Source organism: Sediminibacillus dalangtanensis (assembly GCF_017792025.1).
Classification (GTDB): domain Bacteria; phylum Bacillota; class Bacilli; order Bacillales; family Amphibacillaceae; genus Sediminibacillus; species Sediminibacillus dalangtanensis.
The window spans coordinates 3,974,046-3,985,852 of the sequence record NZ_CP046956.1 but is presented as its reverse complement, the minus strand read 5'-3'; the positions used below and the strand labels follow the sequence as shown (position 1 = coordinate 3,985,852).

Annotated in this window: 11 protein-coding genes and 1 tRNA gene; 7 read left to right on the top strand and 5 right to left on the bottom strand. The window is 41.5% G+C overall.

Translation table 11 applies throughout. The features are described from left to right. The first annotated feature begins 56 nt into the window (after positions 1-56). Complete coding sequence (locus ERJ70_RS19340) at positions 57-662, top strand: DUF421 domain-containing protein (RefSeq protein ID WP_209369571.1); 606 nt, start codon at positions 57-59, stop codon at positions 660-662. A 1-nt stretch (position 663) separates the two neighbouring features. Here ERJ70_RS19340 and ERJ70_RS19335 read toward each other — a convergent pair whose 3' ends face one another. The 3 genes from ERJ70_RS19335 to acsA all read right to left on the bottom strand — a co-directional run bounded on the left by ERJ70_RS19335 (position 664) and on the right by acsA (position 4,055). Beyond that, complete coding sequence (locus ERJ70_RS19335) at positions 664-1,422, bottom strand: DUF3891 family protein (RefSeq protein WP_209366341.1); 759 nt, start codon at positions 1,420-1,422, stop codon at positions 664-666. Between the two features lie 78 nt (positions 1,423-1,500). Next, entirely contained in the window at positions 1,501-2,013 is a 513-nt protein-coding gene (locus ERJ70_RS19330) for a type 1 glutamine amidotransferase domain-containing protein (RefSeq protein WP_209366340.1), read from the bottom strand. 326 nt (positions 2,014-2,339) lie between these two features. Then, positions 2,340-4,055, bottom strand: coding sequence for an acetate--CoA ligase (gene acsA, locus ERJ70_RS19325; protein ID WP_209366339.1), 1,716 nt, complete (start codon positions 4,053-4,055; stop codon positions 2,340-2,342). Positions 4,056-4,418: 363 nt separating this feature from the next. On the opposite strand from acsA, the gene ERJ70_RS19320 reads away from it, so the two are divergent. From ERJ70_RS19320 to ERJ70_RS19305, 4 genes are all read left to right on the top strand, one after another. Next, positions 4,419-4,952, top strand: a complete 534-nt coding sequence (locus tag ERJ70_RS19320; RefSeq protein WP_209366338.1) for a YceI family protein — start codon at positions 4,419-4,421, stop codon at positions 4,950-4,952. A 258-nt stretch (positions 4,953-5,210) separates the two neighbouring features. Continuing rightward, entirely contained in the window at positions 5,211-6,638 is a 1,428-nt protein-coding gene (locus ERJ70_RS19315) for a spore germination protein (protein ID WP_245208073.1), read from the top strand. A 21-nt stretch (positions 6,639-6,659) separates the two neighbouring features. Then, entirely contained in the window at positions 6,660-7,748 is a 1,089-nt protein-coding gene (locus ERJ70_RS19310) for a GerAB/ArcD/ProY family transporter (protein ID WP_209366336.1), read from the top strand. Next, on the top strand, positions 7,745-8,989 hold the full coding sequence (locus ERJ70_RS19305) for a Ger(x)C family spore germination protein (protein WP_245208072.1): 1,245 nt from the start codon (positions 7,745-7,747) through the stop codon (positions 8,987-8,989). Before ERJ70_RS19310 ends, ERJ70_RS19305 begins: the two co-directional genes overlap by 4 nt. A 232-nt stretch (positions 8,990-9,221) precedes the next feature. Here ERJ70_RS19305 and ERJ70_RS19300 read toward each other — a convergent pair. After that, positions 9,222-9,294, bottom strand: a tRNA-Arg gene (locus tag ERJ70_RS19300). A gap of 217 nt (positions 9,295-9,511) precedes the next feature. On the opposite strand from ERJ70_RS19300, the gene ERJ70_RS19295 reads away from it, so the two are divergent. After that, positions 9,512-10,153 (top strand): deoxynucleoside kinase, encoded by a 642-nt coding sequence (locus tag ERJ70_RS19295; protein WP_209366335.1) that lies wholly within the window; start codon positions 9,512-9,514, stop codon positions 10,151-10,153. After that, positions 10,150-10,830, top strand: a complete 681-nt coding sequence (locus tag ERJ70_RS19290) for a deoxynucleoside kinase (RefSeq protein ID WP_026568940.1) — start codon at positions 10,150-10,152, stop codon at positions 10,828-10,830. Before ERJ70_RS19295 ends, ERJ70_RS19290 begins: the two co-directional genes overlap by 4 nt. Positions 10,831-10,901: 71 nt before the next feature. On the opposite strand, the gene proC is transcribed toward ERJ70_RS19290, so the two are convergent. Beyond that, entirely contained in the window at positions 10,902-11,750 is an 849-nt protein-coding gene (gene proC / locus ERJ70_RS19285) for a pyrroline-5-carboxylate reductase (RefSeq protein ID WP_209366334.1), read from the bottom strand. Positions 11,751-11,807 lie beyond the last annotated feature (57 nt).

Sequence of the window (11,807 nt, the reverse complement as noted above, 5' to 3'; positions counted from 1 at the left end):
ATGACGCTCACACTAAAGGAAAAATAGACAGGGAAGGTGATTATATGAACCTTGACTTGCAATTTGCATTCAAATCGGTGATTTTGGTGCTATCAGGAATATTATTGCTGCGTATTTCCGGAAGAAAATCAATTTCTCAAATGACATTGGCACAGACTGTGGTGATGATCTCAATTGGTTCCGTTATCATTCAACCAATCGTGGAAAGAAGCGTAATCCGTACGATTATCGTGGCTGCCATATTTGTTTTCACGCTGATTGTTATCGAGTGGCTTCAACTAAAATTCAACGTTGTGGAAAAGTTTATTACCGGCAAATCAAAAATCGTCATTCAAAACGGACAACTAGAAACGAAAAATTTTAACAAGAACCGGCTTACAGTCGACCAACTCGAAATGTTTCTTCGGCAGCAAGGGATTTCTAAGCTTTCCGACATCAAAACGGCAACGATTGAACCGAATGGACAACTTGGATATGAATTGACGGAGGATGCCCGGCCACTCACCGTGGGAGAATTTAAAAAAATGATTCATCCCAGCATGCTGAACCCGGCAGTGATGAATGATACACAGCAATCAAAACAGTCGTCTCAACAGCAGCAGAACCTTTTTGAGGAAATCACTGCCAACCATCAAACAGATCATTCGAAAAAACTCAAGTAACTTAGCCGGCAGAGAAACGGAAGACCCGTTGATCATTGTAGCCGTTTTTCCATTCAACCACTGCTTGTGAGGGATCACGAGAAACACGCACGGTCGGTACCTCTACTTCAAATTCCGAAGAGAAAGGATACGGCTTAACCTGTATGTCCGTGTCTGTCAGCCACTTCGCCGTCATTCCTTGTGGCGCAAAGCAGAATTCCTGACGAAATCCTTCCTTAAACCATTCGATTTCCTCCGACTTACTCGCTCCTGGGGGATTCAATGTCGCATATAAGGATAAATCATCACAAAATTGCAGGATGCGATAATGACTGTGAATTACATCCTCGAGCGAATCTACTGTTAAAGAAGAGGTTAGGCGACGTCTTCGCTCCTGTTCGTGATACAAAAATGAAGAAATGGTTGGATTATTCTCTTTGTTGGTAGCAAAAAAAGAAGCATAATGAATACTGCAAAGTATAGCTCCATAAGTGGTCTGTTCAGCAACTTGGTCAATACCACGACTGTATGCAAGAAGCTTTTCTTCCAAAGGATAATTGGTGAAATCATATGGCTTCTGATCAGCAGCATTCCAAACAACCTGTTGATCAAGCGGAATCCAGGCCCGATCATGATGACGGATTGCATAAAGAACGTCCTGCTTTAAATCTGGATGCGGAAAAGCATCACGTTTCCAATGGCTTGCAATCTGAAAGGATAAATATGCATGATCATGCTGTTTAATGATTTCCCACTGGTCACCTTCTCTTCTTACAATCATTATTCTTCTGCTCCTTTTTCCAGTTATGTATAAGCTAAAGAAGAGGCTGTCCTTTTGGACAACCTCTTTTCCATCCGTTTATGCCAATACTTTTAGTGATTCACGGTTGAAAGCCGGGATATCATCTGGTTGACGGCTGGTTACCAGCTGATTTTGGCAAACGACGACTTCTTGGTCTTTTAAGTCGGCACCTGCATACTCCATATCTACTTGAATGGATTTGAACCCAGTTGCCTGGCGTCCTTCCAGTTCTTTAGCCGTAATTAAAAGCTGCGGACCATGGCAAATGGCCATTACGGGTTTTTTCTCGTCCATAAAGTGCTTTGCAAAAGAAACAAACCGTTCATCTGCGCGCAATTGGTCGGGTGAAAATCCGCCAGGGATAAACAGTGCATCGAAGTCAGAAGGATTGACATCATCGATGCTTTTATCAATCGTCACCTTTGCTTCTCCTTGTTTGCCGGTGACTTGCTTGCCAGCTTCCTTTTCAATGGTTACCACTTCATGCCCTTCATCCTTAAATGCATTGGCAGGATCCGTATATTCCACATCTTCAAACATATCTGTCAGTACACAAGCGATTTTACTCATCGTAACAACACTCCTTTAAAAACAATAGGATTTTACGGTTACACCGATAATGTACCCTCGCTTATGGAGATTAAACATAATATGGAAGATTTTAATATAATCGGATTCGCTCGTTTTTTTATTTTCCATATACGGTAATCCTACAAAAAACTTCCTTTTAAGCTGTTGTTTGATGAGTGTTTCACATCGCTCCGGCAAAATACTGTATCTTGCCGGAGTGGAGATTTGCACTATTCATAAGAGAAGGTTAGGTCCATTTACTCTTTGCTAAGTTAATCCGCAGGTTTTTATATTGTTCGCTATGCTTTTATTCTAGCTTCCTTAGCCTATTCTTCTAATGTAGAAGTATCCCCTGTCGGCAGACCCAATTCCCAGGATTTCAAAAGCCGGCGCATGATTTTCCCGCTCCTTGTCTTTGGAATCGTGTCCTTGACTTCGATCTCCCTTGGCGCAGCGTGTGCGCTTAGTCCGGTTTTGACAAACTTCCGGATGTCTTCAACCAGTTCATCACTTGCCTCGTAGCCCTCATTCAATGTGATGAAAGCTTTAATGATTTCTCCTCGTTCCGGATCTGGTTTCCCAATGACACCAGCTTCCGAAACAGCTGGATGTTCAATCAATTTACTTTCCACTTCGAACGGCCCAACCCGTTCCCCGGATGTATTGATGACATCGTCCAATCTTCCCTGGAACCAGAAGTATCCGTCTTCATCTTTATAGGCGCTGTCTCCTGACACATACCAGCCATTGATAAAATAACTTTCATATTTTCCAGGGTTTTGCCATATCGCCCGCATCATCGATGGCCACCCTTGCTTGATTGCCAGATTTCCCATTTGATTAGGCGGAAGTTCATTTCCTTCGTTATCGATAATTGCCGCTTCAACTCCAGGGATCGGTTTCCCCATTGATCCAGGACGAATATCCATATCCGGCAGGTTGACAATCAACATCGCTCCTGTCTCGGTCATCCACCAGGTATCATGGATTCTTAAATCAAACGCCTTGACGCCCCAGGTGATTACTTCCGGATTCAATGGTTCGCCAACACTCAAGACATGTCGCAGCGAAGAAAGGTCATATTTTTTCGCCGTCTGCTCTCCAGCACTCACCAGCTTCCGCAGCGCAGTCGGAGCCGTGTACCAAACGGTAACATTGTTTTTAGCAATCGTTTCATACCAAGAATCTGCAGTGAAACGACCGCCCCTTATCACATTCGTCACTCCATTCAACCATGGTGCAAAAATCCCGTAGCTTGTTCCGGTAACCCAGCCAGGATCTGCCGTACACCAGTAAATGTCATCTTCCTTCAGATCAAGCACCCAATTTCCTGTTGCGTAATGCTGAATCATCGCATTATGAACGTGATATACTCCCTTCGGTTTCCCAGTTGAACCGGAAGTATAGTGCAGCAGCATGCCATCTTCGAGGTCTACCCATTCTATTTCAAACTCCTCGGAAGCCTGCTCCATTTCATGGAAATAATCGATGTACCTTTCGTCCGATTCCTCATTAAAACCGACAAGCACAATTTTCTTGAGCTCCGGTAACTCCTCCTGAGGCACCCGTTCGAGCAGTTCAGGAGTCGTAATCAGCATCGAAGCCCCGCTGTCATCCAGCCTGTCGCGGACCGCTTGTTCCATAAACGCTTCAAATAACGGACCGGCAATGGCCCCAACCTTCAGAATACCGAAGAAACTCGCATAGAATTCTGGACTTCGCGGCATAAACAAGAAGACTCTGTCTCCTTTTTGAACGTGATGCTTTTTAAGTACATTGGCGAATTTGTTGCTCATTGTTTTTAATTCATGGAAGGTCAATGTCTCTTCCCTGTCAGGTGAGGAGTATATCAAAGCTGTTTGATCCTTCTTAGCAGGGTTTTCAGCATGTCGGTCGATCGTTTCGTAGGCTGCATTCACTTTGCCGGTTTCGTACCAGCTAAATTCCTTTTTTACGTCTTCCCAGTCAAACGACTGTCTTGCTTTCTCGTAATCCTTTAAATTATGGTTCCCTTCACGAGCTGCAATAGGTTGCATATCCATTAGATCACCTCATCCGAAAATTTTTTGCAAGCGATTTCAAAAATACTTCTTTTCTACTACCTCTACACCTTATGTCCTCTTGGTTTTGTTTATTAAATTTTTGAAAAATTCCTTTAATTACTACCTATTTTAGACGATTTAGTGAATAATTTAAAGAGAAAACCCCCAACCTGTTTCCAATAATCTACTGTTATCGAGTAATTAGAGTTTATCTCTGATAAAATCAAAATTATCCTAGTTTCGAAATAAAATGGGTTGACGTTTAGGATTTACTAATATATACTTACTTACATAAAGTAAGCTAATCATTAAAAATAACACTCATAGCTTTTTTATTTTTAAAAATGGAGGGAATAAGAGAAAATGGCAAAACAAACATTTAATGTGGATCCAACCCACACAAGTATTGATTTTTCGGTAAAACATATGATGGTATCAAAAGTGAAAGGTACTTTTCACGACTTTGAAGCAACGATTACTGCTGATCCGGAGGACTTGACTTCTGCTGAAATCGACTTTGTTATTGATGCAAACAGCGTCGATACCCGCAATGATCAGCGTGATACACACTTGCGTTCAGGAGACTTCTTCGATATTGAAAACAATCCAAAAATCACTTTTAAATCGACAGACGTGAAAAAAGTCGGAGATGACGAGTATGAAGTTACTGGCGATATGACAATCCGTGGTACGACTCGCCAGGAAACCTTTAAAGTTGATTTTGAAGGAAGCGGTAAAGACCCATGGGGCAACCAAGTATATGGTTTCAGCGGCGAAGGAAAAATCAACCGCAGTAATTATGGTCTGACTTACAATGCAGCTCTTGAAACCGGCGGCGTTCTTATCGGAGACGATATCAAAGTTTCTATCGAATTGGAAGCAACTACTCAAGCATAATACAGATTGAAAAGCATTCACCATTTTACTTGGTGAATGTTTTTTTGTTTAAACCAGTACTTCGATCCAACTGACCGCTTCTTTTTCTTTCTGCAGTTTCAGTTCCACTTAAATTCCTTCCCTCTTTCGTAATGATAAATGAAAAATATATTTATAAATTATCAATTTCTACAAACAATAGGGAGCAGTATAACGAATAGAGGTGATCTTGTGTTCTTTAAGGGTAAAAAAACCGCCGAAGACAACAAACAGGTACCTTTGAGTAGAAACTTAGAGAAAAACACAGCCCATCTCAAGCAACTATTTTCCTTTGGGCTTAACAAGGACTTTTCAACTCGTGAAATAACTGCAAGGTACTCAAATAAAAAGATAAAACTGTTTTTTTACTCTTCGATTGTCAATAGCACAAAGATTCACGAGGGTATTATCCGCCCACTACTCGAAGCAAAAGGAGAAAACTTAAATTCGATTATTACCCTTGAAGCAATCAAGGAACTAACCGACTTTGACAGCATTGTCGATGATATAAACAGCGGGAACGTCGTCTTATTACTAGAAGACTGTAAAACGGCTTATTCTGTAAACGTAGCAGACTTTCAACACCGGGGAATTGAAAAACCAGAGAATGAGAATGCTGTAAAAGCACCAAAAGAGGCCTTCACAGAGTCTTTAAATGTCAATATTTCATTAGTACGTAAAAGATTTCATGACAAACAATTGATTGCCGAAGCTAAACCAGTGGGCAATCGCTCAAAGCTCGATGTCACCATCATGTATATCAAGGACGTGGTAAACAATGAGGTACTGGAAAATGTCAGGGAACGGCTTGATCAGTTATCCGTGGATAATGTCAGAAACATTGAATCCCTCGAGCAGTATATTGAAGAACGCCCTTATTCGATTGTATCGAGTTTATTGTATACAGAACGTCCCGATCGCGCGTCCTCTTATCTAGAAGACGGGTATATCGTCCTGCTGATGGAAAACTCGTCCGCCTGTTTGGTTCTGCCAGTTACCTTCTGGTCTTTTTTTCACTCTGAAGAAGATCGTTACTTACGATTTTTATTCGGGAACTTCTCCAGGCTTATTCGCCTGGTAGCTTTCTTGATTTCTTTATTAGTCTCAGCTGTTTATGTAGCGATAACCAACTATCATAGTGAAATGATTCCTCCTGACCTGCTTTTGGCAATTGTCAGTGCAAGAGAAAGAGTGCCGTTCCCGGTTGTATTTGAAATTATGCTCATGGAAGTATCCTTTGAATTAATTAGAGAAGCAGGACTTCGTATCCCGAACCCTTTGGGACCGACTATCGGAATCGTTGGAGCTTTAATCATCGGACAAGCAGCCGTAGAAGCAAACATCGTCAGTCCGATTGTTGTCATCGTTGTTGCTCTGTCTGGACTTTCCTCATTCGCTGTAGCCAATATCAGCATGAACTTCACCATCCGGATATCTCGGTTCCTTTTTATTTTTGCCGCTTCCTTTTTCGGGATGTTGAGCCTAACAGGAGCATTTTTATTATGGGTGATGTACTTGGCATCTCTTCGGTCGTTTGGCGTACCTTTTTTATCACCCTTGTCTCCAAACTACAAATCCACTAACGATACAGTGTTCAGGAAGATCATCAAAAATGAATACTTCAGGCCTGGACAAATAAAACCGAAAGACTCAAGAAAAAAAGGATAACAAAGAACAGGAGGGATGACATTGTTTAAAAAAGAATCCAGGCTAAGGGCCAGAGAAGCATTTGCCATGATTATTTTGATGATAGGGGTGAAAATATCCAACACTACCCCTTCTCTGTTTGCGCAAACAGGAGCAAACGCTATGTGGTTGATGCCTTCTATATCATTCGCTGTCATCCTGCCTTCTGTTCTTTTGTTGTATTACCTGTTAAAGAAATATGAAGACAAAAACTTGGTAGAGCTTCTTGAAGAAGTATTAGGAAAACATATAGGCAAAGTCATCGCTTTCCTCTTGTTTCTGATTTTCTTTCTTTTGTTGGCGATTGAAGGCAGAAGCTATACGGAGCAGTTGAAACTGCTCTATTTCCCGGATTCCCCCACTCCCTTTGTTTTTTTTATTTTGTTTGCAATCGCCTTTTACGGGGCAAAAAGAGGACTTGAAACAATGGGTTCTGCTTCCTGGATATTCTTCTTCTACATTAAGGCATCGGTATTGTTGCTCGCAGTACTGATTTTCAGGGAGACAATTATCGAGCGAATATTTCCTCTTTTCGGTAATGGTCTGAAGCAGTTAGTGGTCGAAGGAGCAAAAAAAGCGTCGTTATTCTCTGATTTGTTTCTGTTGGCTATGGCTTATACCGCCTTTGATAGCTCAAAAAAGTTCAGATTAGGTGTATTGAGCGGGTTCGCCTTCGTTTTTCTTGAAATGACGTTTTTTTTCTTTCTTTACTGCACCACCTTTGATTACAATTCGATTGATAAAGTGGCTTTTCCCTTTCATGAATTGACTCAATATGTCGATATGGGAAATTTCTTTACCAATATCGAGACCTTCTTTATGATCTTTTGGCTGTTTGCAGCATTTATCAAGTACATGATTTACTTGTATTTTATTTCATGGATTTTTGGAGCAGTCTTCAATATAAAGGAATTTGAACCTTTGATTCTGCCGTTTGCTTTTTTCGGGATAATTGCTGGAATGGTTCCAGAAAATGCGGTGATCAATGAACTTGTATTTAAGTCATCTTTCATGAACATGATCACTCCCTTCTTTGTTGGTTTTCCTCTTTTGTTGTGGTTAGTAGCTAAAGTCAAAGGAGATTTACGATGATGGGAAAAAAGATATGCTTTCTGATACTATTTCTCGTTCCGTTAACCGGCTGCTATGATCAACTAGAAGTGGAGCAGCAGTCCTATGTGATAGCCATTGGTATTGATAAAGCAGACGAGGAAGGCAGATTTCGGATTACCTTTCAAGCGGCAAATCCAGAGGTAGGTAGTACCATTTCCAGTGGCGGATCACAAGAGGAACCTAGAGAGACCGTCACCTTGGAAGGAACCGATTTAATTGCCACAAAAGACACCGCTAATTCAGTGATGACCAAACAAATTGCTTTAGACCACACCAAAGTGGTGGTTGTGTCGGAAGAACTAGCCAGATCTGGCGAATTCCTGCGGCTCATCCAGGCTGCTGCAAGGACAACTGAACTAAGGAGATCAGTGCAAATAATCGTTTCAAAGGAGAACGCAAGTGATTTTTTAAAAAATAACCAGCCACTATTGGAAACCCGCCCGCACAAATATTATCAGTACATGATTAATCGAGCGACAGAAACAGGGATCATCCCAGAAGCAGATATCCATCGATTCTTTCAAATAACAGAAGGGGATGCGGATGCTTTCCTCGCTATTTATGCTACTACCCAACAATCAGAAGAAAAGCCACAAGGCAATGAAGATCAATACATTGCCGGTCAAATCCCGCTTGAGGGCGGAAACCCGACACAATTTATGGGCTCAGCTGTATTTAAAGAAGGAAAAATGATTGATGTTCTCAGTGGTCAGGAAACAAGAATAGCCAACATCCTCGATGACACCATGGAAATGGAAGCATTATATAGTACGTATCCAGACCCGAAAAATAAAAAGTACCGGATCGCAGCCAACTTTTCAAAAGACCGGTCCATTGACGTGAAGATTGATTACCGGAAAAATCAACCAACAAAAATCAATGTAACGGTTCCGTTCACCATTGAGGTCATCGGGGTCCCTAGTCTCATCGATTATTCTCAAAATGAAAAAAACCGGGCACTCCTTGAAGCATATATTCCCAAGGTTGTAGAAGAGGAAGCCAATAACCTAATCAAAAAGACACAGGAAGAATACAAAACGGACGCCTTTTACTGGTCCTTATATATAAGAAAATATTTTTCCACGATTGAGGAGTACGAAAAAGCAGACTGGAATCACACCATTTACCCAAATGCAGAAATCAATGTCAACTTTAAATTAAAACAGTTATATTTCGGAAAAATGATCGATGATTCAAATATCGGTGAAGTGAGGGATTAGAGATGGGAACAATCATTATAGCGATTTTCTCTTTGTATATCGCTTTTTACTGTGGCTCCTTCTCACGAACGATTTATAAGGAAGGAAATAAAACTGGGGCTGTAGGGGTCGGTTTTTTAGCTATTTTTTCACTTGCTTGCCCCTATTTATTTTTTAAACTATAACAAACATAACGAAATATGATTTGTGAAAGAGGGGCTGTTCTACGAGAAGAACAGCCCCCTTTGCGTTATGGCCCCAGCAGGATTCGAACCTGCGACACATGGTTTAGGAAACCATTGCTCTATCCCCTGAGCTATGGAGCCACTATCCAATTTAGCTTCACCAAAAAGGGAAGCACTACTTATTATACAAAATACTTCTCCACTTGAAAAGGGAAAAACATGACAATTTTACTGAAGACTATTCCAGACTGCTGCTGATATGATAAAATGGTATCTGTCTGTCGAATAATAACGAAAAACGTACTTTCTTAGACTGAATATAGAGATAGCACCTTGCTTGATGATTGGAGGAGGAGAAATGGGACAACTTCCTTTTATTGCTGTAGAAGGACCCATCGGGGTAGGCAAAACATCGCTTGCTAAAAAACTTGCTGCGCATTTTGAATTGCATTTACTGAAAGAAATAGTCGAAGAAAATCCATTCCTTGGTAAATTTTATGATGACATAGAAGAATGGAGCTTCCAGACAGAAATGTTTTTCTTATGCAATCGGTACAAACAGCTGGAGGATATTGAAACCAAATACTTAAACCAGGATAAGCCCGTGATTGCTGATTATCATATTTCCAAGAATATGATTTTTGCCAAGCGGACGTTGAAAGAAAAGCAATTTGATAAGTATGCAAAGATTTATGATATTTTGACGGCTGATATGCCGCAGCCAAATATGATGATTTACCTGGATGCCAGCCTGGAAACCTTGTTAGATCGGATAAGAATGCGCGGACGGGAAGTAGAGCAGAATATTCAGCCGGCATATCTGGAGCAGCTTTCACAGGATTACAATGACTTCATGGATCAGTTTGAACGAATGAATCCGTCCATTCCGGTCATCCGTTTGAATGGCGATCATCTGGACTTTGTTAAACACCAGGATGATTTGGATCAGATTATTTATACAGTTGAAGAGCACTTGAGAAAAGGGGAAGTAGTCAAATGAACTTAAGAGAACGTTATAACATTCCGAATGACAGTGTCATTACGATAGCCGGAACGGTTGGAGTGGGGAAATCGACGATGACCAACGCTTTAGCGGACGCTCTGAACTTTCGGACGTCTCTGGAAAAAGTAGATACCAACCCATACCTGGATAAGTTTTATGCCGATTTTGAACGCTGGAGCTTCCATTTACAAATTTATTTTCTGGCTGAACGGTTCAAGGAGCAGAAACGGATATTTGAATACGGAGGCGGCTTTATCCAAGACCGTTCCATTTATGAAGATACCGGCATTTTTGCGAAGATGCATTACGATAAAGGAACCATGTCGCAAGTAGACTATGAGACCTATAAAAGTTTGTTTGACGCAATGGTTATGACTCCTTACTTCCCGCATCCTGATTTATTGATTTATTTAGAGGGTTCCTTTGACGATATACTCGGAAGAATCAAAGAGCGCGGTCGCCCGATGGAACAGCAAACTCCAATCGCTTATTGGGAAGAAATGTTCAAGCGGTATGAAAATTGGATCAACAATTTCAATTCCTGCCCAATCCTGCGGATCAACATTGCGGATTACGACTTGATGAATGACGAAAGCTCGATCGAACCAGTACTGGAAAAAATCGGCCACTTCATCCAGCAGTCCCGAAAGTGGAAATCCGGGCAATTGACCTAACTGTAAAAGAGTCGGACAAACAATTGTCCGACTCTTTTCTTATTATCCATTTTGTTTTAGGGCAGCCCCATTTATTTTATCTTGTTCGTATCAGCTTTTGCCTGATACGGACTCCCCAACTCAATCGAACGTGCTGCTGCCTGCTTGATACATGCCATCAACGCTTCTTGATATTTATACTTTTCCAATGTTTCCAACCCGGCTTGTGTCGTTCCGCCTGGACTGGTGATTTTTTCGCGAAGGGCGGATGGCTGTTCATCTGAGTTCTTCAGCATTTCTGCAGCGCCGACAAGGGTTTGAATAATCAATTCCTTCGCAATCTCAGGCTTCAACCCTGCTTCAGCTGCTGCTTCCTCCATTGCCTCGACAAAATAATAAATATATGCCGGTCCGCTTCCGGATAAACCGGTTATCGTATGGAGGTCATCTTCTTCCTCGACAACGGTCGTTGTACCAATCGTTTGGAACAAGGTTTCCACTAAACGAATGTGCTCCTGTTCTGCCTGCTTTCCCCCTGCTATGGCTGTTGCCGAATAGCCGATGGTAGCAGATGTATTCGGCATCGCCCGTAAGACCGGACAATTTTTTTCTAATTGTTCCGAGATATACCCCGTTGAAACACCTGCCAACACAGATACAACAATCTGTTCATCCGTTACATACTTTTTGATTCCTTCTAGCGCTTCCGTAATATCCTTCGGTTTCATAGACAGAATGATGACATCCGCTCCCTGGATAACCTGCTCCTTATCAATGGAACAGCGAACATGATAGACGTTTTTCAGCCGTTCCAAACGCTCCTTGTTTTCTTTATTGGTCACCCAGATTTGATCCGCTTGTAAAAATCCTTTAGCCAATATACCGGTCATGATTGCCTCGGCCATCGAACCTGCCCCGATAAACGCAATTTTATTAAACATGCCTATCTCCTCCTTGAATAGATGCCTTATTATTTTAACCAAAACTTAAAACCCCCA

Coding starts and splice junctions, on each gene's coding strand:
- ERJ70_RS19335 (WP_209366341.1), bottom strand. CDS start 1,422: ATGATTGTAAGAAGAGAAGGTGACCAGTGGGAAATCATTAAACAGCAT.
- ERJ70_RS19330 (WP_209366340.1), bottom strand. CDS start 2,013: ATGAGTAAAATCGCTTGTGTACTGACAGATATGTTTGAAGATGTGGAA.
- acsA (WP_209366339.1), bottom strand. CDS start 4,055: ATGGATATGCAACCTATTGCAGCTCGTGAAGGGAACCATAATTTAAAG.
- ERJ70_RS19320 (WP_209366338.1), top strand. CDS start 4,419: ATGGCAAAACAAACATTTAATGTGGATCCAACCCACACAAGTATTGAT.
- ERJ70_RS19305 (WP_245208072.1), top strand. CDS start 7,745: ATGATGGGAAAAAAGATATGCTTTCTGATACTATTTCTCGTTCCGTTA.
- ERJ70_RS19295 (WP_209366335.1), top strand. CDS start 9,512: ATGGGACAACTTCCTTTTATTGCTGTAGAAGGACCCATCGGGGTAGGC.
- ERJ70_RS19290 (WP_026568940.1), top strand. CDS start 10,150: ATGAACTTAAGAGAACGTTATAACATTCCGAATGACAGTGTCATTACG.
- proC (WP_209366334.1), bottom strand. CDS start 11,750: ATGTTTAATAAAATTGCGTTTATCGGGGCAGGTTCGATGGCCGAGGCA.